General features: G+C 68.7%; 26 protein-coding genes. 7 read left to right on the top strand and 19 right to left on the bottom strand.

Annotated features, from left to right (window positions below; translation table 11 throughout):
- Positions 1-73: 73 nt before the first annotated feature.
- A complete protein-coding gene (locus tag F614_RS0106810) occupies positions 74-769 on the top strand; it encodes a DUF4197 domain-containing protein (RefSeq protein ID WP_019558572.1) in 696 nt (231 codons plus the stop codon).
- Here F614_RS0106810 and F614_RS0106805 read toward each other — a convergent pair.
- The 4 genes from F614_RS0106805 to F614_RS0106790 form a co-directional block, all read right to left on the bottom strand.
- Positions 763-1,992, bottom strand: coding sequence for a bifunctional diguanylate cyclase/phosphodiesterase (locus tag F614_RS0106805; RefSeq protein WP_019558571.1), 1,230 nt, complete (start codon positions 1,990-1,992; stop codon positions 763-765). The two genes, F614_RS0106810 and F614_RS0106805, sit on opposite strands and share 7 nt — an antisense overlap.
- A gap of 237 nt (positions 1,993-2,229) precedes the next feature.
- Positions 2,230-3,177 carry a hypothetical protein gene (locus F614_RS0106800; RefSeq protein ID WP_018880045.1) on the bottom strand — a complete coding sequence of 316 codons (948 nt, stop codon included), beginning with the start codon at positions 3,175-3,177 and terminating at the stop codon, positions 2,230-2,232.
- A 19-nt stretch (positions 3,178-3,196) separates the two neighbouring features.
- Complete coding sequence (locus F614_RS0106795) at positions 3,197-4,339, bottom strand: hypothetical protein (RefSeq protein ID WP_018866084.1); 1,143 nt, start codon at positions 4,337-4,339, stop codon at positions 3,197-3,199.
- 148 nt (positions 4,340-4,487) lie between these two features.
- Positions 4,488-5,492: a TIGR00341 family protein gene (locus tag F614_RS0106790; protein ID WP_019558570.1), complete on the bottom strand. Its 1,005-nt coding sequence runs from the start codon at positions 5,490-5,492 to the stop codon at positions 4,488-4,490.
- 143 nt (positions 5,493-5,635) lie between these two features.
- On the opposite strand from F614_RS0106790, the gene F614_RS0106785 reads away from it, so the two are divergent.
- Complete coding sequence (locus F614_RS0106785) at positions 5,636-6,898, top strand: HD-GYP domain-containing protein (protein ID WP_018876348.1); 1,263 nt, start codon at positions 5,636-5,638, stop codon at positions 6,896-6,898.
- 34 nt (positions 6,899-6,932) lie between these two features.
- Here F614_RS0106785 and F614_RS0106780 read toward each other — a convergent pair whose 3' ends face one another.
- The gene (locus tag F614_RS0106780; RefSeq protein WP_019558569.1) at positions 6,933-8,237 is read right to left on the bottom strand and encodes a PAS domain S-box protein; all 1,305 of its coding nucleotides are present in this window, start codon (positions 8,235-8,237) and stop codon (positions 6,933-6,935) included.
- A gap of 99 nt (positions 8,238-8,336) precedes the next feature.
- Between F614_RS0106780 and F614_RS0106775 the strand changes: the two genes are divergently transcribed.
- On the top strand, positions 8,337-9,230 hold the full coding sequence (locus tag F614_RS0106775) for a hypothetical protein (protein WP_028484565.1): 894 nt from the start codon (positions 8,337-8,339) through the stop codon (positions 9,228-9,230).
- Positions 9,231-9,369: 139 nt separating this feature from the next.
- On the opposite strand, the gene F614_RS0106770 is transcribed toward F614_RS0106775, so the two are convergent.
- The 7 genes from F614_RS0106770 to F614_RS0106740 all read right to left on the bottom strand — a co-directional run bounded on the left by F614_RS0106770 (position 9,370) and on the right by F614_RS0106740 (position 17,371).
- Positions 9,370-10,431 carry a phosphotransferase gene (locus F614_RS0106770; RefSeq protein ID WP_019558568.1) on the bottom strand — a complete coding sequence of 354 codons (1,062 nt, stop codon included), beginning with the start codon at positions 10,429-10,431 and terminating at the stop codon, positions 9,370-9,372.
- Positions 10,428-10,742, bottom strand: a complete 315-nt coding sequence (locus tag F614_RS0106765; protein ID WP_018866090.1) for an MliC family protein — start codon at positions 10,740-10,742, stop codon at positions 10,428-10,430. Before F614_RS0106765 ends, F614_RS0106770 begins: the two co-directional genes overlap by 4 nt.
- Positions 10,743-10,836: 94 nt before the next feature.
- On the bottom strand, positions 10,837-13,314 hold the full coding sequence (locus F614_RS0106760) for an EAL domain-containing protein (protein WP_018877614.1): 2,478 nt from the start codon (positions 13,312-13,314) through the stop codon (positions 10,837-10,839).
- Positions 13,315-13,475: 161 nt separating this feature from the next.
- Positions 13,476-13,859 (bottom strand): hypothetical protein, encoded by a 384-nt coding sequence (locus tag F614_RS0106755; protein WP_019558567.1) that lies wholly within the window; start codon positions 13,857-13,859, stop codon positions 13,476-13,478.
- A gap of 188 nt (positions 13,860-14,047) precedes the next feature.
- Positions 14,048-15,064 carry a sensor domain-containing diguanylate cyclase gene (locus tag F614_RS0106750; protein ID WP_026329821.1) on the bottom strand — a complete coding sequence of 339 codons (1,017 nt, stop codon included), beginning with the start codon at positions 15,062-15,064 and terminating at the stop codon, positions 14,048-14,050.
- A 26-nt stretch (positions 15,065-15,090) separates the two neighbouring features.
- Positions 15,091-15,807, bottom strand: coding sequence for a hypothetical protein (locus tag F614_RS0106745; protein WP_018877613.1), 717 nt, complete (start codon positions 15,805-15,807; stop codon positions 15,091-15,093).
- 7 nt (positions 15,808-15,814) lie between these two features.
- Positions 15,815-17,371, bottom strand: a complete 1,557-nt coding sequence (locus F614_RS0106740; RefSeq protein WP_026329820.1) for an EAL domain-containing protein — start codon at positions 17,369-17,371, stop codon at positions 15,815-15,817.
- A 134-nt stretch (positions 17,372-17,505) separates the two neighbouring features.
- On the opposite strand from F614_RS0106740, the gene F614_RS14815 reads away from it, so the two are divergent.
- Positions 17,506-17,712, top strand: a complete 207-nt coding sequence (locus F614_RS14815; protein ID WP_019558564.1) for a hypothetical protein — start codon at positions 17,506-17,508, stop codon at positions 17,710-17,712.
- Here F614_RS14815 and F614_RS0106730 read toward each other — a convergent pair.
- Positions 17,709-18,665, bottom strand: a complete 957-nt coding sequence (locus F614_RS0106730) for a pentapeptide repeat-containing protein (RefSeq protein WP_018866097.1) — start codon at positions 18,663-18,665, stop codon at positions 17,709-17,711. The genes F614_RS14815 and F614_RS0106730 overlap by 4 nt on opposite strands.
- A gap of 50 nt (positions 18,666-18,715) precedes the next feature.
- On the bottom strand, positions 18,716-19,627 hold the full coding sequence (locus F614_RS0106725; RefSeq protein ID WP_019558563.1) for a patatin-like phospholipase family protein: 912 nt from the start codon (positions 19,625-19,627) through the stop codon (positions 18,716-18,718).
- A 144-nt stretch (positions 19,628-19,771) separates the two neighbouring features.
- Here F614_RS0106725 and F614_RS0106720 point away from each other — a divergent pair, with 144 nt between their 5' ends.
- Positions 19,772-20,329 carry a hypothetical protein gene (locus tag F614_RS0106720; RefSeq protein WP_018866099.1) on the top strand — a complete coding sequence of 186 codons (558 nt, stop codon included), beginning with the start codon at positions 19,772-19,774 and terminating at the stop codon, positions 20,327-20,329.
- A 35-nt stretch (positions 20,330-20,364) separates the two neighbouring features.
- The gene (trxC, locus tag F614_RS0106715; protein WP_026329819.1) at positions 20,365-20,799 is read left to right on the top strand and encodes a thioredoxin TrxC; all 435 of its coding nucleotides are present in this window, start codon (positions 20,365-20,367) and stop codon (positions 20,797-20,799) included.
- A 27-nt stretch (positions 20,800-20,826) separates the two neighbouring features.
- Here the strand turns inward: trxC and F614_RS0106710 are convergent, their stop codons facing one another.
- Together F614_RS0106710 and F614_RS0106705 are read right to left on the bottom strand one after the other, a co-directional pair.
- Positions 20,827-21,177: a hypothetical protein gene (locus F614_RS0106710; protein WP_019558561.1), complete on the bottom strand. Its 351-nt coding sequence runs from the start codon at positions 21,175-21,177 to the stop codon at positions 20,827-20,829.
- A gap of 58 nt (positions 21,178-21,235) precedes the next feature.
- The gene (locus F614_RS0106705) at positions 21,236-22,249 is read right to left on the bottom strand and encodes an MDR family oxidoreductase (protein ID WP_019558560.1); all 1,014 of its coding nucleotides are present in this window, start codon (positions 22,247-22,249) and stop codon (positions 21,236-21,238) included.
- Between the two features lie 170 nt (positions 22,250-22,419).
- Between F614_RS0106705 and F614_RS0106700 the strand changes: the two genes are divergently transcribed.
- Entirely contained in the window at positions 22,420-23,856 is a 1,437-nt protein-coding gene (locus tag F614_RS0106700; RefSeq protein ID WP_018881123.1) for a diguanylate cyclase, read from the top strand.
- 18 nt (positions 23,857-23,874) lie between these two features.
- Here the strand turns inward: F614_RS0106700 and F614_RS0106695 are convergent, their stop codons facing one another.
- From F614_RS0106695 to F614_RS0106685, 3 genes are all read right to left on the bottom strand, one after another.
- Positions 23,875-24,195, bottom strand: a complete 321-nt coding sequence (locus F614_RS0106695; protein WP_019558559.1) for a hypothetical protein — start codon at positions 24,193-24,195, stop codon at positions 23,875-23,877.
- 117 nt (positions 24,196-24,312) lie between these two features.
- Complete coding sequence (locus tag F614_RS0106690) at positions 24,313-25,056, bottom strand: class I SAM-dependent methyltransferase (protein ID WP_018876359.1); 744 nt, start codon at positions 25,054-25,056, stop codon at positions 24,313-24,315.
- A gap of 121 nt (positions 25,057-25,177) precedes the next feature.
- A complete protein-coding gene (locus tag F614_RS0106685; RefSeq protein WP_018866106.1) occupies positions 25,178-25,870 on the bottom strand; it encodes a VTT domain-containing protein in 693 nt (230 codons plus the stop codon).
- Between the last annotated feature and the right edge of the window lie 106 nt (positions 25,871-25,976).

The following is a 25,976-nucleotide window of genomic DNA, read 5'->3' as shown; positions in this document are numbered from 1 at the left end:
CGTCGCCGGGTATGTACCGGAGGGTTCTCCGCCCTGTGTATCATGACGGGACACCCGTTATGGATCACCTGTTATGCGCCGCGCTTACCTTCTCCCCTGGCTCCTTCTGCCCTTCCTGCTGACGGCCTGCGCGGGACTGGACGTACGCGATTTCGGGCTGGACGGGGGCGGGGGTGATCGAGCCGAAGAGGCGATCCGCGAGGCCCTGCGCGTCGGGACCGAGCGCACGGTGGAGCGCACCGGCCGCGAGGACGGCTACTGGGGGAATGCGCTGATCCGCATCGGCTTGCCACAGGAGCTGGAGCCGGCCGGGGATGTGCTGCGACGCGTCGGGTTCGCGCGCGAAGTGGAGGACCTGGAGCGGCGCATGAACCGGGCGGCGGAGTCCGCGGCACGGGAGGCGGTGCCGGTGTTTGTCGACGCCATCCGCGGGATGCGTCCCGAAGACGTTCAGGGCGTGCTGCGGGGTGCCGATGATGCCGCCACGCAGTACCTGCGCGGGGCGTCGGAGTCCACCCTGCGCGAGCGCTACATGCCCATTGTCCGGGAGCAGATGGAGCGGGCGGATGTGTATCGCGTGTACCAGCCGCTGCGGGATGCGGCGGGACGCATTCCCGGCCTGGAGGCGCTGGACGTGGATCTGGACCGCTACGTGACCGATCACGCCCTGGACGGGTTGTTCACCATCCTGGCCGATGAGGAGCGCCGTATCCGCGAGGACCCGGCGGCACGCACCACCCAGTTGCTGCGGGAGTACTTCGGTCAGTAGTGAACCGCGTGGAGCGCCCCGGTGCGGGGTTCGTCGGAGAGCAGCAAGGTCGGGATCTCTTTGGCCAGCAGCGGGCGGGCGAAGTAGTAGCCCTGGACGCAGTCGAATCGCAGTTGGCGGCCGATCTCCAGTTGCTCCCGGGTCTCCACCCCTTCGGCGATCGTGCGCAGACCCAGGGAGTCGGCCAGCAGGACGATGCCCCGCGACAGGTCCCGAGCGGAAGTATCCAGACCCAGTCCGGAGATGAGCTGGCGGTCGATCTTGAGGATGTCGATGGGGAAGCGATTGAGGTAGGCGAGGGATGAATAGCCGGTTCCGAAGTCGTCGATGGCCAGCGGGACACCCAGCGACTTGAACTGGTGCAGGGTGTCGGTGGCATTGTCCATGGCCAGCACGGTTTCCGTCAGTTCGATGTGGAGCAGCTCCGGCGGGAGTTGATGCCGCTCTAGCGCGGCCGCGACGTGGGCCGCCATTTCGGGTCGCACGATGTCGTGTGCCGAGAGATTGATCGCGACGTACCAGGGTGGGTGGCCATGCTTGGTGGCCTGGGCCCTCCATTCAGCGGCCTGGCGGCAGCCCTCGTTCAGTACCCGGTCGCTGATGTCGTGGATCAGCGAGGAGTCCTCCGCTACATCCAGGAAGTCGGCCGGGGCGAGTTCGCCGCGAATGGGGTGCTGCCAGCGGATCAGTGCCTCGACCCCGACGTGGCGTTCCAGCTCCAGGGAGTAGATCGGCTGGTAGCGCAGGAAGAACTCGTTGTGCCGAAGCCCGCGCCGGATATCGAATTCCTGGCGCATCCGCCGCAGCTCCTCGGTGACCGGATGCAGCGCCGGGATGACCAGCCAGGCCATCAGTTGTCCGATGCCGATGAAGAAGCCGGTGCGCGTCAGCCAGCGCTCGGTCTCCTGGGCGGTGCCGGCCGCGACATCCACCGGCGTCAGGGGGCCGGCCAGCACGCCGGCGACCAGGGCCACGACCAGCGCGGTGCTGGCGCCGAAGCGCGCTGCGGCGAACAGGATGGGAACGTAATAGAAATGCGGGACGATACTGTCGGCCCCGCCCGCCGTGTAGACGATCAGCCAGGAAAGGATCAGCCCACCGAGGATCAGCGCACTCGCGGTGACAAACGACATGCCGACCCAGGCGCGCAGGGTCGTGCGGGCGAGGTGGTCGGAATACCGAAGGCCGCCGGCTGAGGGGGGAGCCGATTCGAACCTGGACATCGCGCACTTCCTTTGGCCGATCCCGGGCCGGTTGCTGCAGTGCGGGCCGCCTCATTGCGGGGCGCGGCTCTCGGCCGCGATCCGGAATGTACGAGATCGCGACCTATTTCCCGAGTGTAGTCCATGTGCGGGAAAACGCCGGCCGGGGTCCGCCATGGCCCGGGCCTGTTGCCGGCTGGGTCGCGCGGGGATCCGGGTGTCCGGTGCGGGTCGGGCGCCCGCACCGGATTTGACGGGCTAGTCGCAGGCGGTGGCGGCGGCCGGGAGGTTGCCGCGCACGCAGGTGCTGATCTCGGGCGGGTTCTCGTTGCTGCGCAGGCGGACGAAGCGGCCGTCGATCTCGCCCGCGGCGTTGGTCGGGTAATGGTCGCCCATGTGCATGCCGGCCCCGTGCAGGACCCAGTAGTTGAGCATGTGCGCCTCGCCGTGGGGCTGTTCCAGGTAGACCAGGGTGGCGCCGTGGGCCATCTCGGTCACGATCAGCCGCCGGATCCGCTCGCCGGCCTCGAATTCGACATAACCCAGCGCATGGCTGCTGACATGGCCGCCGCGCATACCCTGCATCTCGGGGGTGTGATTGGTCTGGATCACGCGGAAGCGCCCGTGGGGCTGGCCGTCCCGCATCTCGCCGTCGAAGCGCATGACCATCTTCATGCTGCTGTCCATGGCGGAGGCGGCGTACAGCCGCCGCGCCTCCTCGATGCTGGAGACGGCCGCCGGTTCCATGGCCTGGTGGTTCTGGTACCAGGTCATCCAGAAGCTGACGGGCCCGTTGTCGACCGCATCCGGGCAGGCGCCGTCGGCATGCAGTTCGAAGCGGTCGAAGCCCAGGTCCACCGAACCGCGTCCCTTGTTGGTGACCAGGGCGCGGGCAAAGATCACCTCGGCCGGCGTTTCGAGGTTGGCCATGGCGCGGTAGCGGTCGTCCCAGGCGCATTGCGTGGCGCCGCGTCCCGGCAGGGCCTGGCGGCTGATCTGCCGCGCCTCGCGCGAGCCGCGTTCGCTGCGATAGGTGTCCAGCAGCGCGCGGGTGCCGGGCTCCAGCAAGGCCGTGTCCACCGCCTGGATGTTGCGGTCGAACTGGCGGTCGGCGCCCGGGGTGGCGTGGGCGGCCGTGGCGGCCAGGCCGAGGGTCAGGGCGAGGCCCAGAGCAAGGAAACGGGTGGGTGTCGGGTGGGTGCGCATCAGTCGGTTCTCCGTGGGTTTACTGCCATTGCAGGTCCATGCGTTGCTGCATGCGGTGCCATTCGGCGGTGATGATGTCGCCCGCCACGCGATGGGCGGCGTCCATGCGCGGGCGCGCCTCGGGGTAGAGGAGCATCACGGCCTCGCTGGCGCGGGCGAAGTCGCGCCGGGTGCGGTAGTGCACCATGGTGTGCACCAGCAGGCTGTCGAGATCGTCGAAGGAGCGGTCGGCGGCCTCGCGGTAGCGCGCCATGCGCTCCGGGGTCAGTTCGAGCTGGCGGTGGGTCTGCGACAAGCCGTCGAACAGGGCGAAGAAGCCCATCCCCAGATCGGCCCCCTGGCGCAGGGCGTGATCGCCCAGCTGGCGCTGCAGGACCTCGCCGGCGCCGAAAAGGCCGGCATTGCCATCGCGCGCCAGCAGGCCAAAGAGGCTGCCGGTGGCACTGGCCGGGGCGCCACGGGGCCGGGAGAGTTCGCGGATCTCGCGGTCCAGGCGCTGATGCCCCGCGTCCAGCAGGAGTTCGAGCGCCGGGGCGGTGTCGTCACCCAGCGCACGCAGGACGTCCTGGCGCTGTCCGTGTGGCAGGCGCTCGAGATCCCGTAAGACCCCGGCGACATCCCGCGATCCGATCTGCAGGCGTTCGAGCTCGCCGCGCACGGCGGCTTCCGGGTCCTCCAGCACGCGCGCGAGCTGGCGCACCTGGTGCCCGGCATGCTCGCCGACCAGTCCGTGCCGGCCCAGCTCTCCGAGGATCGCGGTGACCTGTTCCAGTCCGCCGGCGGGGGTGCGGCCGGGCTCGGTGGCGGCGACCAGGGCGCTGCCGAAATCCATTGCGGGGACACCGGCGGTGCGGCTGGCATGATCGAGCAGGCCGCTCATGCGATGCGTCTGCTGCGCGCCATAGGCCATTGCGGCGGTCTGCAGCAGCCGCCCGGCGAGACCCGCGATGTCGCGGGAGGATTCGCCCACGGCCTCGTCGACCCAGCCGGCGAGATCCCCCTGCGCCGTATAGGGCGAGAGATAGGCCCCCCGATTGTCGGGCAGCGGCTCCGGGGCCACGGAGGCCACGGCGGGCAGGCAAAGCAGGCCCCCCAGTCCGAGCAGAGCGGGGCGAAGCCAGGGGCCGAGTCTGGCGATCAAGCCGGGCATGCGCAGGGGCATGGGGCGGGTTCCTCCCTGTCGGGTGGTCGCGGCCCATTCGGATCCATTCCGGTATGTTCGCCACCGATCCTGAAGGATCGCCACCCAGTCGTGAGATTAGGCGAAGCGGTGGACGGGGTCAAAGCCGCGCGTGGCGCCGGGGGCGAGACTACAGCGTGACGTCCGCCTCGAGGATCAGAAAGACCAGCAGGGCGAGGGTGATGGCCCATAGCAGGAGGTAGCCCGCCATGCTTTGCGCGGCGGCTGCCTGCTGCGCCTGGCCGCGCGGGCGTACGCCCTGGTAGAGGAAGACGAGCTTGGCCGAGAGGTTTACGCAGACTACGTTCACCGCGAGCAGCAGGGCCGCCATGTACGCGGCGGAGAATTCGCCGGAGCCGAGCATGATCCCGACGGTCGCGGCCGGCGGGAGCAGGGCCACGGCGACCATCACGCCGACCAGCACCGTGGGCAGGCCGGTGGTCAGCGACAACACGGCCGCGGCACCGGAGGCCAGGGCCAGCGCGACCGAATCCAGTCCGACCTCGGTGCGCATCTGCAGCTCGCGGGCACCCACATCCACCGACATGACCGTGGCGAGCAGCATCCCGATCAGGATGGCACCCCCCAGGCCCACCGCGTTCGTGCGCAGGGAGCGGCCGATCAACCGGGTGTCCGCCATGGAGGTGCCCAGCGCCAGCGCCAGGTTGGGCCCCAGCAGGGGCGCAATGACCATGGCGCCGATGACCACGGCCACGTTGTTCTCCAGCAGGCCGATCGCGGCCACGATGGTGGACAGCACGGTCAGCAGCAGGAACTGGCCGGTGAGATCCGCCCCGCCGGCGACGTTGGTGTAGAGCTCCTCGCGTGACACGGCGCGGGCCTTCTTGCCGGCCGCCTCCTTGTCGGCCTCTTTCGGCTCCTGAAAGGGGTCCGGCAGTACGGCCTCGACCGGCAGCACCAGGATACGCGCGGTCTCGGACGCGGCGAGTACACGGTAGAGGTCGTCCATCAGGCGTTGGCGGTACTCGGTGCTGACCAGCATGTGCACCGCCATGCGGTCGCGGTTCTCGTCCACGCCGTGCCACAGCACGTCGATCGCGAGCCCCTCGGCGATGCCCAGCACGGTGTCCAGGTGCCCGGCGGGTCCCACGACCTCGATGATCTTGCTGCTCATGAACGTCCTCCCCGTGGAATTCCGGGATGGTAGCAGGGCCTCCCGTTAGGTGCCGTTAGCCGCGATTTGTGGCCATCCCGTGGCCGCAGCATACTCCGCGGCCACGGGGCACCCCGCCCTTTCTTGACGATCCCGGGACCCGAATGCTGAAGAAGATCAAGGTGGAGCACGTCGTTTGCGGGATGTTCATCCGCGAGTTGTGCGGGTCGTGGATGGAGCATCCCTTCTGGCGTACGCGCTTCCTGCTGGATGACCCGAAGGATCTGGCGAGCCTGCGGGACAGCAGTATCCGCGAGGTGTGGATCGACACCTCCAGGGGGCGCGACACGGAGGCCGTGGAGGCCGTTGTGACGCCGGAGGAGCGCGACGCCGCGGTGCCGGCGCCGTTGCAGTTCATCCCGGATACGGGGCGCGACCGGGAGCCCGCCTCGACCCGGGAGGAGCTGGAGCGGGCGGCCACCATCTGCCGGAAGTCGCGCCAGGCCATGACGTCGATCTTCGGCGAGGCGCGGATGGGCCGCGCGGTGGATACCGAACTGGCGCGCAAGGTGGTCGAGGAGATCACCGATTCGGTCACCCGCAACTCCCGCGCGCTGGTCAGCCTGGCGCGATTGAAGAACGCGGACGACTACACCTACATGCACTCGGTGGCGGTTTGTGCATTGATGGTTGCGCTGGGGCGTGAACTGGGGCTGGAGGACGAGGCCCTGCTGGCGGCCGGCGAGGCGGGATTGATGCACGACATCGGCAAGGCCGCGATGCCGCTGGAGGTGCTGAACAAGCCGGGCAAGCTGACCGCGGAGGAGTTCGCCGTGATGAAACGCCATCCGGCGGAGGGGCACCGAATCCTGCAGGCGTCCGCGGACGCGCTTGATCCGGTGACCCTGGACGTCTGCCTGCATCACCACGAGAAGATGGACGGCTCGGGATATCCCGAGGGGCTGACCGGCGAGCAGATCACCCTGCACGCGAAGATGGGCGCGGTCTGCGATGTCTACGACGCGATCACCTCGAACCGGCCGTACAAGGCGGGCTGGGATCCGGGCGAATCCATTCGCAAGATGGCCGAGTGGGCGGACGGCCACTTCGATCCCCGGGTGTTCCAGGCCTTCGTGAAGAGCCTGGGGATCTACCCCGTGGGCTCGCTCGTACGCCTGGAATCCGGCCGCATCGGGGTGGTCGTCGACCAGTCGTCCGGCTCCCTGCTCAAGCCGGTCGTGAAGATCTTCTACTCCACCAGCTCGGGCTGCCGGATCCCCCCGAAGATCGTGGATCTGTCCGCGCCGCACCAGCAGGAGGCCATTGCTGCGCGCGAGGATCCGGCCGCATGGCCGTTCCCCGATCTCGATGAACTCTGGTCGGGCCTGCCACAGGAGCGGCAGACCCGCGACCGCCGCGAGGCGTAGCCAGGCGTAGACCGCTCGCGGACCCGTAAGACGGTTAGTGCCCGTCGCGGGGGATGGAGGCGACGGATTCGACCACGAGATTCGCGCCGTCGTGGATCTCGTCGACGATGCCCTGCACGGTCTGCACCTGGGCGTCGGCCTGTTCGGCGATCTCGCGCACGGTCTCGATGCGTTCACCGATCTCGCGGGTGCGTTCCAGGTTGCCGTTGATCACCTCGGCGATGCGGGTGGTGGCCTCACTGGTGTTGGCGGCGAGCTTGCGCACCTCCTGGGCGACCACGGCAAAGCCGCGCCCCTGTTCGCCGGCACGGGCGGCCTCGATGGCGGCGTTCAGCGACAGCATCCGGGTGGTTTCGGCCACCGTGCGGATGGTCTCGATGATGGATTCGATGTTGCGGGCCTCGGCGTTCAGGCGTTCCACGGCCTCCTGGGTGCCGCTGACCTCGCTGCGGATCTGCTCGGTATGGCGGGCGTTCTGTTGCAGCGAATCCGCGCCGCGGCGGGCATGTTCCGCGGTCTTCTGCGCCATCTCGTGGGCGACGGCCGTCGCTTCGCGGGTGCGTTCGGCGGTATGCACGCTGGCGGTGATGTCCGTGGCGAACTTGATCACCTTCTCGACCCGTCCGTGTTCATCAAGGATCGGGTTGTAGGTAGCCTCCAGCCACAGTTCCTCACCGGATGCCGTGAGCCGGCGGAACTTGCCGCTCATCAACTGCCCGCGCGCCAGGCGCTCCCAGAAGTCCGGATGATCGCGGTAGAAGGCTTCGTCACAGAACATGCGGTGGTGCTGGCCGCGGATCGCGTCGAGATCGTAGCCCACGGCCCTGAGGAAGTTGTCGTTCGCCTTGAGGATCACGCCGTCCGGGGTGAATTCGATGACGGCCATGGACCGGTCCAGCGCGGTAAACACCGCAGCCTGGTCGCGCAGTTGAGCCTGCCGCTCGGTCACGTCGTAGGCCAGTTTCGCCACCTTCTCCACCCGCCCATGGGCGTCGCGCACGGGAAAGTAGGTGGCCTCGAGCCAGAGGGTTTCGCCCGAGCGTGTCACTCGGGGGAAGGTGCCGGCGCGCGATTCCCCGGCCGCCAGGCGGCGCCAGAAGTCCCGGTACTCCAGCGAACGGGCGTATTCCGGGCTGCAGAACATCCGGTGGTGCTGCCCGATCACGTCCTCGCGGTTGTGGCCCACGGCCTGGAGGAAACGCTCGTTGGCGTCGAGGATCTGGCCGCGCGGGGTGAATTCGATGTAGGCGACCGCCTCGCGAATCGCCTCGAGCACGGGGTTGGCGGGCGCGTCGGAAGCGGCTGCGGCGTCGGCTCGGGACGGGAAGATGGATGTCATGGTGGACTCCGGACAGTGAGGGAACGACCTGTGTCGTTGAAAACACTGTACAGGGCGTGTACAAGAAAAGTACAGCTATTTGTTAAAAGGAGCGATGGCATGGGGCACTCAGCACGTTCGGGAGGCTCGTGGGCGGTTCTGTGGCTTGGTCTGGCCGTGCTGCTGGCCGGCTGTGGCGGGACCTTTCCCCAGCCCGGTCCCGGCGCGACGTTCGAGGATGGACTGACGGCGGACGCCCTGTTCCAGCGCACGCTCGCGGCGCACGGTGGAGATCTGCGCGCGTTCGACGGCGACCTGAATCAGGCGACCGATGGCGAATGGGGGCGCATGATCCAGCGCATCCAGCCGCTGGTGGCCGACGCGGGCTACCGCGGGGTGGGGGAGGAGCGCTTCCGCCCCGCCGATGATCTGTACGCCCTCCACTACACCGGACCGGAGGGCACCAAGAGCGTGTACCGCCATGGCGACGTGTTTCGGGTGTTCTACGACGGCGAACGCAGCACGGATCCCGAGCGGATACGTGCCAGCGCGATGACCACGGATGCCGGCGAGCTGTTTCATTACGGACCCAGCTTCGTGAAGCATCGGGCAACGGGTTTCGAGCGCCTGGAGGATCGGCGCGAGGGCGGGGTGCGTTATCGGCGCGTCCTGGCCACCCTCGAGCCGGGTTTTGGCAAGGCCGACCGGGACCAGGTGGTGATGTGGATCCATCCGGAGACGGACCTGCTCTATCGCGTGCACATCACGCTGAACGGCTTTGGACCGACCCAGGGTGCCCACGTGGACACGACCTTCCTGGAGTATGCCGAGGTCGAGGGATTCACCTTGCCGACCCGCTTCGAGGAGCGGGTGCGGGGCCCGCTGCGTCTGTTCGTGCACGAGTGGTGGGTTACGGGACGTGACAGCAACCGCGGCTGGTCAACCGAGGATGTGCGCGGTCCCGGGTTTTCCGGCGCGGCGGGCGCGGCCGCGGCCGACTCTCCCGCTCCGTGATGGGCGCCCGGACATGCCATCATTCACCGATGACGACCGAAACGAGCCGGAACAACACCGAATCGGCGAGTGAAGCGCCCACCCCGGACGCGAAACCGGCAGGCACGACCGCGGCCTGGGGCAGCTGCTCGGCGGAGCCCTACTGGCTGGAAGTCGCGGAGGAGCTGGGGCTGGATCCCGAGATGGGCCCCGCGATGGACCCCGGGCCCGTGTCGGACCCGCCTTCTTCCTGAATGCGGTGGATCACCGCGAGGGCCGTGCGCCGGCTGTAGTCGTGGACCTTCCAGTGGTCCGGCATCCAGCCGACCAGGAAGCGGTAGAAGTCGGCCTGGGCCACCGGGAACAGTGCGCGCCACTCGCGCTCGACGGCCCCGGCCACGTCTCCCTTGCCCTGCGCGTACAGGGCCTCGCCCAGCGCGGCGAAATAGACCTCCAGCAGTTCGGCCTCCCAGGCCTCCTGTTCCCGTTCGTCCAGGCAGCTCCCGAGGAAATAGGCCACGTCGCGCATCCCGCAGCCACCGCCTGCGTACTGGAAATCGACGGCGGCGACGGCGTCGGCCCCGGGCGTGAAGCAGAAGTTCGCGACCTTGGCGTCGCCATGGACGAGCGTGCGGTGGCGGGCACCGGTCAGGGCGGCGTCCAGCGTGGGCGCCGCGGCGCGAATCGCCGGGTCCTCGATGGCGGCCCATTCGTCCGGGCGGGTGGCCAGGTGCCAGTAACTGCCCTCGGGCCACAGCCCCTTCGGGGCGTGTCCAAGGAAGCGTGCATGAAAGCGGGCCAGCCAGTGCAGGCAGTGCTGCGCCTCGGCGCGGGTCAGGTGTTCCTTGCGCCGCGCAAAGCCGGCGGCGTCGAGGTCTTCCAGCAGGAGCAGGTGTTCGTCGCCGATGGTCCCGGTGGCCAGGCAGTGGGGCACACGACTAACGGGGTTGCAGAGGCCGGCCCAGTCACGATACCAGGCCATCTCCACCTGGTAGGAGCGAACCTTGCGCTGATGCGAGCGGTCGTTGCTCCAGCCCCGCGGATGGTCCATTGCGTCGGGGAAGACCACGTGCTTGAGGATGACCGTCGGCTGGTCGGCCCCTTGCAGCCGGTAGCGGACGATCTCCCCGTAACCGCTCCACAGGGTCTGGATCACCTGCTCGCGTTCCGCCTGGCGGGCGCCGGTGGCCTGCCGGACAAAGTCGGTGGTGCGGGCGCTCATCGGCGCGGGGGCAGGGCGCGGCAGCTCCAGAACACGCCGACCATCTCCAGCATCGCCGCGTCGTCCCGCGTCCAGAACACGATGTCGTCGGTGGGGTTGGCGTAGCGTCCGCCGTAGGCGGTCTCGGTGGCCTGCAGGCGGGCCCGGGCACCATTGAAGGCGAGCAGGGCCTGGTTGTCTTCGAAGGTGGCGGTGAACTCGGGCCCGTAGGCGCAGATGTAGGACACCTCGCGCGGCGCGTCGTCGCCGCGGGGCAGTGCGCTGCAGCCGGCGAGCAGGACGATTCCGGCGAGGACGAGGAGTGGGCGCACGCGGTGGCCTCCGGTGGATGGTGTGCCATCGTAGCCGCTGGGCGGACGCCCTTGCATGTCTCCCTGCGGTGCCGGGGTTGTTGGCACGCAGTGATCAGGCGCTGTGGCCCGACTGCGCGCCGGTTGCCGCGGGTCGCGCGAGCAGGCGTTCGCAGTCCGCCGCTGCCTGCGGGCGGGCAAACAGGAAGCCCTGCAGGGTCTGGCAGCCCTCCGCCTCCAGGAAGTCCTTCTGTGCCGCGGTCTCCACGCCCTCGGCGACGGATTCGAGACCGAGGTTGTCGGCCAGGCCCAGTATGGTGCGGACGATGGCGGCATCACTGGTCCCGGGCGCCAGATCCGCGATGAAGCAGCGGTCGATCTTCAGCACGTCCAGCGGGAAGCGGCGCAGGTAGGCCAGCGAGGAATACCCGGTACCGAAATCATCCAGGGCCACCCGCACGCCCCGCTCGCGGAACTGGCCCAGGGTACGGATTACCTGCTCGATGTCGGCCATCAGCATGCTTTCGGTGACCTCCAGTTCCAGGGCATTGGCGTCCAGCCCCGTCTCTTCCAGCACACGGTCAATGCAGTGGGCCATTTGCCGATCCCGGAACTGGGGGGCGGCCAGGTTCACGGACATCCGCACGGCGGGGAGTCCGGCCTGATGCCAGGCCCGGCACTGGCGGCAGGCCTCGGTCAGGATCCACTGGCCCAGCTCGACGATCAGCCCGGTCTCCTCGAGGATCGGGATGAAGCCGCCGGGCGAATGCACCGTACCGCCGGGGTCCATCCAGCGCAGCAGGGCCTCGACGCCGACGACGCGCCCGTCCTGCGCGGCCACCCGTGGCTGGTAATGCAGGAAGAACCCCTCGTGGTGGTCGACCGCGCGCCGCAGCTGACCCTCCAGCGAGACGCGCTTGCGCACGTCGCTGTTGAGGTCGCCGGAGCAGAATTCGATGGCATTGCCCTCGGTACGCTTGGCCTGATGCATCGCCGATTCGGCGCGCCGCATCAGGTCGGCGATGTCGCGGGTATCGTGCGGATACACGGCGACCCCGATCGAGCCCGGGACGTAGAGTTCGTGTTCCCCGGCCTTGATGACCCGGCGCAGGGGTTCCAGCAGGCGGGTGACCGATCCGGCGACCGCGCCGGGTGCTTCCACCGGCAGCAGGGCGCCGAACTCGTCCCCGCCCAGTCGGGCCAGGACGCCGCCCACGGGCAGGCGGTTCTCCAGCCGCCGCGCCACATGTTGCAGGACCTCGTCACCGGTGGCCTGGCCCATGCCTTCGTTGACGCTCTTGAAGCGGTCGAGCCCGATATGGGCGAGTACCAGCGGGCGTCCCAGGCGTTCGGCATCCACCACGGCCTGCTCGGCGCGCTCGGCAAACCGGGTCCGGTTGGGCAGGCCGGTGAGGGCGTCGTGATAGGTGATGAAATGCAGCCGCCGCTCCGCCTCGCGGCGCTCGGTAATGTCGTGCACCACACCGGCCATGCGCTGGGGCTGGCCTCGGGAGTCGAAGTCCACGCTACCGCGCTGGTGCACGATGCGGACGCTGCCATCGGGGCGGACGATCCGGTGTTCGATGTCGTAGTCCGGGCCCTCCGGGGTCAGGGCCGCGTCGACGGCATGCTGCACGCGCTCGCGATCGTCCGGATGCACGGCCCGCATGAAGGCCTCGTGGGTCGCGCCCCACTGGTCCGCTTCGAGGCCGAAGATCCGGAAGACTTCGCTGGACCAGCGGATCCTGCCGGCCTCGAAATCCGAGATCCAGTTGCCCAGATGAGCAATCTGCTGGGCCTCCTGGAGTTCCCATTCACGCTGCTCCAGGGCCTCGCGCGCGGCCTGGCGCTCGGTGATGTCCTGGAAGGAGACCACCGCGCCGGTGACCCGGTTGCGGGAATTGAACAGGGGGGCCACGTTGATCAGTACAGGAAACCCGTGCCCGGCGCGGCTCCAGAAGTATTCCTCGCAGGCCTGCAGCGGTTCCCCGGTACGCAGGACCCGGTACACGGGGCATTCCGTGGCCGGGAAGGGCTGGCCATCGGGGCGGCTGTGATGGGACAGCTCGTGCGAGTTGCGGCCCAGAGCTTCTTCCTCCGTCGCAAACCCCAGCAGTTCGCGGGCGGCGGGGTTGAGGAAGGTGTAGTGACCGTCGGCATCGATGCCGAACACGCCTTCGGCCAGGCTCCCCAGGAGGTTGTCGCGCAGGGACTCGGTCTGCCGGCGCTCGGTGACGTCGATGCCCAGGGTCTGGAAGTGGGTGATCCGGCTGGCCCCGTCGAAGAACGCGCGGCTGGTCCAGCGAACCCAGCGGTCCGCGCCATCGCCGCGCTGGACGGGGTTTTCGATGGTGCGCACCGGGGCATCGGGGGTGTAGCGCAGCAGGTCGGCCCGGTTTTCCGCCTGGCGCTCGTCGGGCAGGTCGTGGATCCAGCGGTGGCCCACCAGCCCGCCGGGCGGGGCCGCGAAGAATTCGTGGGCGGCCTGGTTGGCATAGAGGATGGTCGTGTCGGGGTGATAGCAGATGATGATGAAGGGGTGATGTTCCACCAGTTCCTGGTACTGGATCTCCACCCCGGACGAATCGCTCATGCACTTCCCCCTGTCGGTCGCGGTTTCGGTGGCCCCTTCCCACCGATCGCGTCTTCCGGAGTCTGGCAGGAGGTCCGCGACCGCGCAAACGGTACTTCAGAGGGAGATTTGGCTCGCGCTACGCGACCGCCTGTCGCCGGGTGCGGGAGCGCCCGTAGAGGTCAGTGCGGGTCCTCGCGGGACTCCAGCTGATCCAGCGGGTCGTGGTCGTCCTCCTGTTGACGCACCCGTCGTGCGTGCAGGCCGGGATCGGCGAGCGAGGGGTCGGCCTGTACATTGCGTACCACCAGAAAGGTCCACACGGTGGCAAACCCCCACAGAAAGACCCCGATGGCCAGCGGGAAGGCGGCGTGCCCCGAAGTATCCCCGAGGCCGGTCCACAGCGCATAGGCAATGGAGACCAGGGCGGCGGCCCAGACGATGGCGATGGGAGCGGCGCAGCTGTGGGCAGCGGCACCGTAGCGGTAGGCCGCGACCGGGGGCAGGGTGACGCCGAGGGTTCGGTACAGCGCGGGTTCGCGCGCGGGGTCATGCAGGCTGGTCATGTTCGTGTCGCCCTCCCGAGTGCCGGATTCCCCGGAGTCTGGTCCGAAACCGGGGCGCTTTCCAGATGACGGCGCTTAGCGCCCGGCGGAATCGGGTATGGATCACGGATTCGGGCGTTAGCGGCCGATCGTGTCCCGGTCACGCGCGCGTATCGGTTTTCCCTGAGATCGCTGGCGATGGCAATGGTTCAGCCAGCCCTCGGGGAGTCCGTGATCGCGACCCGGTTCCGGCCATTGCGCTTGGCCTGGTACAGCGCGCGGTCCGCGGTCTCGACCAGCCGCGCGGCGTCGCCCGTTGCGTCCGGGATGATGCTGCTCACCCCGGCGCTGGCGGTGAGCGTCGGGGCAATGCGCGAACTGGCGTGAGGGATCGCCTCGTCGCGTATGCGCTGGAGGCAGCGTTCGGCGAGGGTGTGAGCACTCTCCCGATCGGTGTCCGGCAGGATCAGGACGAACTCCTCTCCGCCCAGACGTGCCAGCAGGTCCTGTTCGCGCTCGACGACACCGCCAAGGCAGGAGGCAATCCGTTGCAGGCAGACGTCGCCGGCCGGGTGGCCGTAGCGGTCGTTGTATTCCTTGAAGTGGTCGACATCGAGCATGATGACGGCGAGCGGCCGCTGATCGCGCCGCGCGTGCGCCCACTCGCGCTCGAGCACCAGATCGAACTGACGACGGTTGGCGATGCCGGTCAGCGAGTCGCGGTAGGACAGCGCTTCCAGTTCGGTCTTTAGGCGCAGCAGTTCTTCTTCCTGCTGCTTGCGTTCGCTGATGTCGAACATAAACCCGACAAGGGCTTCGACCTCGCCCCCTTTGCGCACCACGTGGACCACATCGCGGATCCAGATGTAGTGTCCGTCCCGGGTCAGGGCGCGGTAGTCGGCCTCGTGGTCGACGCCGGACTGCGACTGGGTCACGCAGAAGTTGACCACCGATTCGCGGTCGTCCGGGTGCATGCGTTCCACCCAGTCGTCGATGCTGACCCAGCTCTCCGACGTCCAGCCCAGAAGGGCCTCGATCTGGGGACCGATATAGGTGAAGCGCATGGTGGCCCAGTCGATTCGCCACGGGATCGCGCGGGTGGATTCCAGCAGCGTGCGATAGACGTCGCTGTCCGGTTCCATGTCGGCGAGCGTCGTGGATGGCTCGCGGGCGCGCGCGAGGTCCGCCGGTGTGCCACCGGGTGTTTCGGGAGGGTTCGCGCTCATGGCGAAAGGCGTCCTTGTGCCGTATTTCAGCTTGTTGTGAGTGGCTGGATCAGCAGCTCGAGGCGCGGGGTCCGGACGGGGCTGCCCGGGTTCGTGTTCACTGTACCGGTACCCATACTGCGCAGTACCAGCCGCTCGGGTGCCACGCCGGCATCCTGCAGGCGCTTGCCCGCGTTCAGGGCATCGCCTGCGGCGGGGGTCTCCGCGCCGTCGTCGGAGTCGGGGTCCGGGCCGTCGCGATAGGCCACGAGGGTGATCAGGCTGGCGCGAAATTCGTGGAGCAGGTGACCAATGGTGTCCAGCGCACGGGCCTGGCCGTTGCCTTCGTTCAGGGTGACGTGGATGCCCGCGTCCCGGTGCTCGATGGTGGCGGGCTGCCCGGCCAGCTCCTGGCGCAGCCGGGCGCCGAGGACATCCACGTAGTAGCCCACGCGGGCCGGCTCCAGCGTCTCGTGGCCCTGCTCGCGCAGGGCCACGCGGCGTTCGCTTTCCGCGTGCTCGGAGGTGGCCAGGCTCAGCGCCGCGGCCGAGGGTTCCTCGGGCGTGGCCTCGTCGGCCGCGGGGGTGTCCGCGGCCCCGTCCGGGTCGGTGGCCGGCTCGGCGGTCGTGGCGGGACGGTCCTCGGTCGCGGCCGGGCGTTCCTGTTCCACCGGCAACAGGCCGCAGCCGGTGGCGGTTGCCGCCAGCAACAGGGCCAGTGTCAGGGCGCGTCCCGGCAGGCGCGGGGTGGGGATATTGGGCATGCTCTCCTCAGTGGTTGCGGCACCAGTCCAGGAAGGCCGCGGCGGGCAGGGGGCGGCTGTACAGGTAGCCCTGTCCGCCGTCCACGCCCTGCTGGCGCAGCCATTCGGCCTGGTGGGGCGATTCGATGCCTTCGGCGACGATGTGCAGCTTCAGGGAACGGGCCATCTCGATGATGTGGCCGATCACGCTGCTGGTTACCGCCTCGTGGGCGATGGCATCGGCGAAGGTCTTGTCGATCTTCAGTGTATCCAGTTCGAAATGTTCCAGATAGGAAAGGCTTGAATATCCTGTGCCAAAGTCGTCGATGGCGATGCGGTGCCCGCGCCCGCGCAGTTCCCGCAGGCGGCCGCGTACGGCGTCTTCGTTCAGCAGCGAGCGTTCGGTCAGTTCCAGCTTGATCGAGGCGGGGGCAACGCCCGCCTCGCGCAGGGTCTTGCGCAGGGCGTCCCCGAAGCGATCGGAGGCCAGGTCGTGGCCGGTGATGTTGAGGTTGATGGTCTGTTCGGTATGCGCCCGCAGGTGATCCCCCAGGTCGTGGAGGATGGCGCGCAGGATCGCAAGGGTCAGGTCGGTGGCCTGTCCGGTGTCCTCGGCCAGGGGCACGAACACATCCGGACGAATGGTCTCGTCGCCCTCGCGGTGCCAGCGTGCGAGGGCCTCCGCCCCCCGGCAGCGGCCATCGGCGAGGTCGACGATGGGCTGGTATTCCACGCTCAGGCGGTCGCGGGCGATGGCCTCGCGCAACTCGCTGGCGAGGCTCAGGCGCCGCCGCAGGTAGTGCACCACCAGGAGTAGCCACAATGCCACCAGCAGCAGCCCGAAGATCCCGGCCACGACGAGGGTTGGCAGGTAGCGCTCCCAGAAGGCCGCCAGTGGCTGCGCCGCGATGATGTCGATGGGAAAGATCGTATCCAGGGAGAAGTGGCTGACCAGGCGCCCCGCGGCATGGTCCACGCTGAGACCGGCGGGCGTGGCGTCGGGCGACGGCAGGTCCGCGTCGGCTGGATGGCGTGTCATGGGCAGGCCTTCGACCCACAGACCCACCTGCTGGCTGTCCAGCAGGCCGGGGGGCATCAGCAGCCGCGGGTCGATGGCCACGTCGTGCTGTCCGAAGCGCATCAGGAACAGCTCGACACCGCCCACGGCGGTTGCCGTGCTCGGCCACCAGGCGATCACGCCGCTGTCGTAGATGCGGCTGGCCCGGGGCGGGGTCAGGGCCTCGCCCTGGACGAATCCGGCCCCGCACTGGCGTTCCGCCGCGCGCCAGTAGCCGATGGCCCGTACATGCGGCCGGGCCATCGCCACATCCTGCAGGTGTTCCAGGTGTTCCGGCGAGCAGGGCTCCATCTCCAGCTGGTTCAGGGTGTCCAGCAGGTCGCGGGCATCGACCAGGGTCGCCTCGGTCCCTTCGCCCAGGCGCTGGGCGAGTTCGGCCAGGCGTTTTTCCTCCGCCACCACGGACTCCTGCCAGAGGAACCAGGCCAGGGCGGCGAGCGGCAGCAGGATGCCGAGCAGGGCCGCGGCCGAGACCGAGAGCAGGACCTTGTCGCGTCGTGTGATCATGGTGGCCGTGGAAGAGGCGGGACAGGTGAAGCTTAGCATGCGCCCGGACGAATTCCGGGCTGGGCGCCGCGCTTTGGCGCGGTACCCGGAGCCGTCTATGCTCGAAGGGATACCAGTCGGTTCGGGGGTGCCCGATGAACACGAAGACGGAACCCACCCAGCCCGGAACACGGGCCGAAGCCGCTGTTGCCGTGCCGCGCAGCCGCCTCAGCATGCACGAAGGCGTGACCGCGTCCTGTGACTGCTGTTCCTGCGAGGCGGAACCCTACTGGGCGGAAGTCGCCCGGGAACTGGGGATCGACCCGGAATCCGCCGCGGATGGACGGGGAGATCACACCTAGTCGCAGGTCCCGACGGAGTCGCGGGCGCAGATGCGGCCATCGGTCCAGATGCTGCGCCCGAGCCGGGCCCCGTCCAGGCGTGCGCCCGCGAGGTCGGCCCCGGTCAGGTTGGCATGCGCGAGATTGGCGTCCTCGAGGTTGGCGTCGACCAGGTGCGCCCGGATCAGGTCCGCCCCGGTCAGGTTGGCGCCGGCGAGATCCGCACCCTCCAGGCTGGTCAGGGTGAGATCGGCGAAGCGCAGATCGGCGTCCGTGAGGCGGGCACCGTGCAAGCGCGCGCCGGCCAGGCGGGTGTTGTGCAGGGATGCGCCCGTCAGGTCGACGCCACGCAGGTCGGCGCCGGCCCGGTCACAGTAGTTCCAGTTGATGCCGGGCGCCGGTGCCGCTGCGCAGTCCGGTCCCGGGTCGCGTTCGAGCGTGATGCCGAAACCGATGAGCAGCGCGAGGGCCAGCGCAACCGCGGAGCCGCCCACGATCCAGGGGCGCGGCCCGCGGATCCAGCCGCTCCAGGGCGGTGGCGGTTGTTCCAGGATCTCGGCCCATTGCTGGCGGTGAGAGAGGGTCTCCGGTGATTCCGGGCAGCGGCGGTCGCCCTTGCGGCGGTCGCGGATCTCGGGCGGCGGGTCGTCGTGACGCCGCTCGCGGCGGCGTTCGTCTTCGCGCAGGCGCGCCTGCTCCAGGCGTTCGCGACCCTCCGGGGTGTGGGCGTTCTGCAGCTCTTCGGGGATCAGGTGCGGGCGCTGGTCGATCCGCCACCAGGTCTCGCCGTCGCGACTGACCTCGTCATCCGGGCACAGGCGGCCCAGGATCAGGAAGCGGCCGATGGAGCGCTGGGGGTAGGGGCCGCAGACCTGCCCGCCGCGCCGGGTGAACCACAGTTCATGGCGCCCGTCGCCGGGTTCCGGTAACGGGTCGTTGGGATCGGGCGAGGGATTGGGGGGGTCGTGGGCCACGCTGCTCCTGGATTCCCGCGGGGTCACCTCCGTTGCGACCGATGCCGCGATTATAGGGGATGCCCCCGGGACTCGAGCTGCTCGCGCAGTTCGTCGGCGGCGGGCTGTGCCTTTTCGAGGATCTCGTCAATGCGGTTGAAGTGCAGCAGGCGGATGCCGCCGGTGTCCGGGACGAGGTAAAGATCGGGCGGATCCAGCCGGGTCATGTGGCGGATGATGGAACCCTGCATGATGCTGAAGCTCTTGAACAGCAGGTCCGTGATGCCGATGTCCTCGGTGTCGTTCTGCGCGCCGTTGCCGGAGACATCCACGGCGATGACATAGTCGTACTGGCCCTGGAGCAGGTCGTAGGGCAGCGGGTTGGAGGCGCCTCCGTCGATCAGGTAGCGGTCATCGCCATGTTGCACCGGTTCGAACAGTCCCGGAACGGCCATGCTCGCGCCGATGGCGGCGAAGAGGTCGCCCTCGTCGATCACCACGCTGTCCCCACTGCGGAAGTCGGTGGCCACCACGGAGAACGGGATGCGCAGGTCGTCGAAGTCACGGGCCTCGGTGTGATCGGCGAGAAAGCGCAGGAATTCGCTGGAGTCGAACAGGGCGTTGCGGCCCAGCCGCAGCGGGACCAGGTCCAGCAGCTTGATGTCGGAGCGTGCCAGCCCGGTGAGGGCGTCGAGTTCGGACCCGGCGAAGTCATCGAACAGGTCCAGGATCTCTTCAGCATCCAGCCCAGCGGCATACAGCCCGCCGATCACGGCCCCGATGCTGGTGCCGGTGATGCGGTCGGGGTGCATCTCGAGGTCGTCGAACACCTGGAGGATGGCGATATGCGCCAGGCCGCCGGCGCCGCCCGAGCCCAGCGCCAGCCCGATGGTTGGCGATGACGAATCGGCGCGCTCCGCCATCAGAGGCGCCGGCGCGGCGGACAGCAACAGGGCGAGGAGCAGGACCAGCAGCGGCTTCATGGGGTGGCGTACTTCCGAATCGTGAGGTGCATCCTGCTACCCTGAGCCGGAATGCATCCGGGGGCAAGCCTTTTGGAATCAGGGTATTCGAGTGCGCGGGCCGACAGGATTCCCCGCGGGTTCAAGTGGGCCTATCTCGCCTTTGTGCTGGTGCTGGTGCCGATCTACGCGGCCGTGCACGGGTGGTTCAATTTCCTGTGGTTTTCCAACGTCGCGCTGCTGGGCGGGCTGCTCGCGGCCTGGCTGGAGAGCCGTCGCCTGGCCAGCATGATGCTGGTGGCCGTGGTCCTGCTGGAGCTGGGCTGGGTGCTGGACTTCCTGCTCAGCATGCTGGTCTGGGGCTGGGCGCCGCTGGGCATCGTGCACTACATGTTCAACCCCGAGATTCCGTTGTTCGTGCGCCTGCTGTCGCTGTACCACCTGCCGCTGCCGTTCGTGCTGATCTGGCTGGTCTGGCGCCTGGGTTACGACCCGCGCGCCTGGCGCTACATGGCGGTTCTGGGCTGGGCCATCCTGCTGCTGACCTTTGCGCTGGCGGACCCCGAGAACAACGTGAACTGGGTCCTGGGGCCGGGCGGCCAGGTCCAGGAGTGGATGCATCCGGTCACGTGGCTGGGCGTGGTGATGGCTTTTTGTACCGGGGTCTGGTGGTTGACCCATCTTCTGTTCGGGTGGTTGCTGCCGCGGCGCGGAGTAGAATGAAGTGGTCCGTCGGGTGGTAATGGCGAGGTGCTGCTGTGAGTGAGTCCCTGCATGTGGTGTGTCCGCATTGCGATGCGGTCAATCGAATCCCCGCCGCGCGCCTTGGCGCCGGGGCGAAGTGTGGCCAGTGTCACCAGCCGTTGTTCGTCGGCGAACCGGCGGAACTGACGAGCACGAATTTCCGGCGGCACGTCGAGCGCAACGATATCCCGCTGCTGGTCGATTTCTGGGCGCCCTGGTGTGGTCCCTGCAAGATGATGGCGCCGCAGTTTCGGCAGGCGGCGGGGGAGCTGGAGCCCACCGTGCGGCTGGCCAAGGTGAACACCGAGGCAGCACCCGATCTGGGGCAGCAGTTCGGTATCTGCAGCATCCCGACGCTGGCGCTGTTCCGCGGCGGCCGCGAGCTGGCCCGCCAGGCGGGGGCCATGGGCGCGGCGGATATCGTGCGCTGGACGCGGGGGCAGGTGTAGACGTGGGTCCGGGCCCGGCGTCCCGTGTTAGCCCAGTCGGCGCCAGGCCTCGTGGCCGCAACTCATGCACTGGTACTGGGCCTCGAAGTGTCCCGGTTCGTCCGGGCGTTCGCGGATGGTGCCGTCCTGGAAGGTGAAACTGCGCAGGGTGCAGCGCGGGCATTTCTCGACCGGGTCGCGCGGCGGACGGGGTTCGCCGGATGTCGGCGCGGGCTCGCCGTTCGTGGAGCCGGAGGCCTCCTCCAGCGCCTCATTGAGCTCCCGCGTCAGTTCGGCGGTGAGGCGGTGGGCGGCCTCCGCTCGGTCCTCCCGGGCCATGGCTTCCAGTTCGGCGAGGCGGTCGCGGATGGACTTCAGGCGGGACGCGAGTACGGTCATGGGGATCTCCGGGGTGGTCTGTCCGCGAGCATAGCCGGTTCGAGGTGGCCCGGGGATATCAGGAGTCGCCAGCGACTTGCGGATCCAGGCGCACTACCGTGCGTCCCCGAATCTGTCCCGCGAGGATCTGCTCGCCGTAATGCGGCAGGTCGTCCAGCCCAATCTCGGTGGTCATCGCCTCCAGATCGTGGCCGGGGAGCAATGCGGCCAGGCGTTCCCAGGTCGCTCGCCGTCGTTCGGCGGGGCACATCACCGAGTCGATCCCCAGCAGGTTGATGCCGCGCAACAGGAACGGCAGGACCGTGGTCTTGAGCTGTGGCCCCCCGGCCAGGCCGCAGGCCGCCACCGAGGTTCCATAGCCCATGCCGGCGAGTACATGGGCCAGCATGTCGCCCCCCACCGTGTCAACGCAGCCGGCCCAGCGTTCGCGCAGCAAGGGCTTGGTCGGGGCATCGGCCAGGTCGGCGCGGGGCAGGATCGTCGACGCACCCAGCTGTTGCAGGTAGTCGGCGTTCTCCGCGCCGCCGGTGACGGCGGTGACCGTGTAGCCCAGGCGGGCCAGCAGACGTACGGCGATACTGCCCACGCCGCCGGAGGCACCCGTGACCAGGACCTCGCCGGCGTCCGGCTGCAGGCCGTGGTCCTCCAGGGCCTGGATCGCCAGCATGGCGGTAAAGCCGGCGGTGCCCGCGGCCATGGCCTGGCGAGCGTTGTAGCCCGCAGGCAGCAGGACGAGCCAGTCCGCCTGCACGCGGGCGCGTTCGGCGTAGCCGCCCCAGTGGGTCTCGCCCACTCGGTAGCCGGTCAGCACAACGGGGTCGCCCGGGCGGTAGCGTGGGTCCGCGGACTCGAGGACCGTGCCGGCCAGGTCGATGCCCGGCACGTGCGGGTAGTCCCGGACCAGGTTCCCCTGGCCCTGCAGGATCATGCCGTCCTTGTAGTTCAGCCCGGAATAGTGCACCCGCAGCAGGACCTCGCCGGCGGGCAGGTCATCGAGCTGGAGTGGGCGGATTGTCGCCCGCGGTCCATCGGGCGTGTGTTCGAGGATCAGGGCCTTGAAGGTATCGGTCATGCGGTCTGGCGTGGTGTACGGATGGGACGGAGAGCCTAACAAAGGTGCGAGCGCGGGACCCGCGCGGCGGGAATGTTGCTACCCTCCAGAGTATGGGCGAGCATCGTGGACGGGCTCCGTCGAACGATTGCGCGGTGCGTGCCGACAGGTATCCCTGTGCGAGGATGGCCATGGCGGACGATCTCCACACGCGTTTCCACACCCTGATCATCGAGCATGCCCCGGTGTGGGTGAACACCCTGGACACCGAGGGGCGGGTGACGCTCTGGAATCGCGCGGCGGAGCGGATCAGCGGCTATCGGCGCGAGGACGTCGTGGGGCATGCCGCGATCTGGGAATGGCTTTACCCCGACGCTGACTATCGCGCGGCGATCCAGGAGGAGGTGGAGGCCATCATTCGCGACGGGCGCGAGATTGCGGGTCTGGAGACCACGATCCGGACGCGCAGCGGCGAGGCGCGCACGCTGTCGTGGGCGGCCCAGCGGTTTTTCGATGATGACGGCACGCTCATCGGGGCCAGTGCGATCGCCGAGGACATCACCCGCCGCAAGCACCTGGAGGCAAGGGCCCAGCGCCAGCAGCGGCTGCAGGCGCTGGTGTCCGCGATCTCCGCCCGGTTCGCCGACCTCGCGGCGGACGCAGTGGACGCGGCCGTAACGGAGGTACTTCGGGATCTCGGCGAGTTCTTCCAGACGGGCCGTGCCTATGTGATCCGGTTCCGTCCGGACGGGGCGACTATGGACCTGGTGCACGAGTGGTGTGCCCCCGGCGTCCAGCCGTTCCTCGACCAGATGCAGGGCATTCCCATGGAGTCCCATGGGTGGGTGACCGGTCACATCCGGCGCCGCGATACCGTGCACGTGCCCGATGTGGACGACCTCCCCCCGGAGGCCGCGGTGGAGCAGGCCGAGTTCCGCCGCCAGATGATCGAGTCCCTGTTGCTGATCCCGCTGATCAGTGATCAGAACGCCTTCGGCATGCTGGGTTTCGACTCGGTGAACCGGCGCTGCGAATGGAGCCCCGAAGAGATCGCCACCCTGCAGGTGGTGGCCGACATCATCGCCGGAACGTTCGCCCGCAAGCAGGCGGAGGCCGAGCTGGCGCGCCAGGCGCGGGTGGATGGCCTGACCGGGCTGGCGAACCGACGCGAATTCGACGCCGTGCTGGAGCGCGAATGCCGCTCTCGCCGCGAGGTGAATCTGGCACTGCTGATGATCGATATCGACCACTTCAAGCCGTATAACGACCGCTTCGGGCATCAGCGCGGGGATGACTGTCTGCGCCAGGTGGCCCGGGTGCTGCGGGAGGCGGCACACCGGCCGACGGATCTGGTTGCGCGCTACGGGGGGGAGGAGTTTGCCTGCATCCTGCCGGACACCACGCTGGAGGGTGCCCGCGCGGTCGGCGAGCGGGTGCGCCGCGAGGTGGAGGCCCTGCAACTGGAACATCCGGATAACGTGACCGCTACGGTGACGGTCAGTCTCGGCGTCAGTACGGTGAGCGGGGCGCGTTCGACGACCCCGGAGGCTCTGCTGGGCGAGGCGGACCGGCTGCTCTACTGCGCCAAACGCGAGGGGCGCAACCGGGTCTGCGCAGCGGGGCTGTAAGTGGCCGCGCCCGAGTCGCTATTCGCCGGTTGAGCGCGTCGGGCGCTCGCGCGGGTCGGGCGAGCGCGCGTCGGTGCGCTCTAGCAGGGGTACGACGGGCGTGGCCTCGCTGTCCTCGCTGACGAACTGGTCGCCTTCCATCCACGGCGGCGGCAATTGCGGCCGCATGTCCTGGACCTGGGCCAGATTCGGGAACTCGACCTTGGAGAACAGCTCGGCGGCGGATTCCTGTGCCTCGGGGTTCTGCACGGTCAGCACGAAGCCCGTGGCCAGCACCAGCAGGGACAGCTGGAAGCCCTGATCGCGGTAGGTGGAACGTGAACGCAGCAGATCGAGCATCGGATGGTCTCTCGGGAGTCTTGCTTCAGGAGACATTACGCCGGGGCGGGTGGTTCCTTCAAGCGGGCATGAGGAAAGGCCGGGTTTTTGGCTGGCCCGGGGCGCGGCCGGCGGATCTCAGGGTTCGCGGCGGCAGACCAGGAAGACCTCTTCCACTCCCGCGGTGGGCACCATGCCGGGGCTCAGTGCGAGCGGCTTCTGCAGGCGCAGGCCCAGCGGCATCAGGAAACGGTTGTAGACCTTCATGGCGACGGGCCGGTGTCGCTGCAGGAACCACATCCCGAGATCGGTGAGGCGCGAGGATTTCGGCTTCATCCCGAAGATCGCGCTTTGTTCGATCGTCAGCCCGTGGCATTCGAGTAGCTGGATCAGATGCGCCGGCTCGTAGCGCCGGTAGTGGCCGACGATGTCGTCGAACGGGGTCCAGTATTCCGGGTGCAGCGGGGTCGAAAGCAGCACCCGGGCCCCGGGCGCGGCCACCCGCGAGAGTTCGCCAAGGGCCGCCTCGTCGTCCTCCACGTGTTCGATGATGTCCAGTGCGCACACCAGGTCGAAGCGGTCGTCGGCATAGGGCAGGGCGGAGATCGGGGCGGTCTGGGTGACACCGCCCCGATGGTCCAGTGCGGCCAGGGCCGGCGGGCTGATGTCGACGAAGTGGGTGTCCGCGATGGGCAGTCGCGGGCGCATGCCGGGCCCCACTTCGAGGCGGCGCTCACGGGATGCCGCGAGACTGGAGACCAGGGTCCAGGTATTGAAGCGCTCGGGGGCTACCAGGCGGGTATCCGCCCACAGGCCATCATAGAAACGCTGATTGACGTCGCCGATGTCCGAACAGGGTTGTGGGGAGGGCTCTCGAGTCACGTAGAGGGCGTGCTGGAATGCGGGACGACAGTCTAACGAACCTGGAGGACGGTGACAGGTTTGCGGGCGTGTAGCGGGAAACCGTTCTCGGTTTGAGGGGGGCGACCGCATGGGTACGCCGTCATGGCCGGCCCGCCCGCCGGCGCGAGTGCTGGCGCTGAATCCAGTAGCGCAGCACCGAGCCGAGCAACAGGAAGATCGCCAGGACGACCAGCGGCAGGAGGGTCCGGGCCTGCAGGACCTCGCCGGTGGTGATGGCATCCGTGGCCTCGTGGATGGCGGTGGCGTAGACGCCCCACTTGACGGCCAGGCCGAGCACGGCCGCCAGCAGGAAGCCGCCCAGTGGCAGGCCGAGGGCCCCGCCGGCGTAGTTGATCATTGAATGCGGGAAACCGGGGAACACCCGCAGCGCCATCTGCGTGGCGACGTGGCCGTGGCGCCGCAGGAAATCCGTCAGCCAGTTGTCCTCGCGGCCATCGCGTTCGGTGCGCGCCAGGCGGGCGGCGACCCGGTAGGCCCCCCAGGCACCACTCGTGCTGCCGATCAGCAACAGGCCGACGGCGACCAGCGGCGGATGGAACGGGGCAATCAGCCATATGACCAGCGTGCCCGGCAGGGCGAAGACGAGCATCAGCGCCATCAGGAGCACCAGCCCGGCGGTGGCCCAGGGGCCGCCCGCGAAGGTCTCGCCCCAGGCCAGCAGGCGGGCCGGGTCCCCCATCCACAGCGCGCTGCCGATGCCCAGCGCGATCAGCAGGACCAGCACGCCACGCCCCAGGGTGGCGCGCGTGATCCGGTGGTGGACTGGCGGCATGGGTTCTCCGTGGCTGCGGCGGGACGATGGTCTCAGGGTAGACGATGCGCACGGGTGGCGTGGATGATCCGTGTTTCCCTCGCATTGCCGCGATGGATGGGTACAC

Origin of the sequence: Thioalkalivibrio sp. ALE12, from assembly GCF_000381105.1 — a bacterium.
Taxonomy (GTDB): Bacteria; Pseudomonadota; Gammaproteobacteria; order Ectothiorhodospirales; family Ectothiorhodospiraceae; genus Thioalkalivibrio.
Note: the sequence above shows the minus strand (reverse complement) of the source record. Positions and strands in the feature narration are given on the sequence as shown.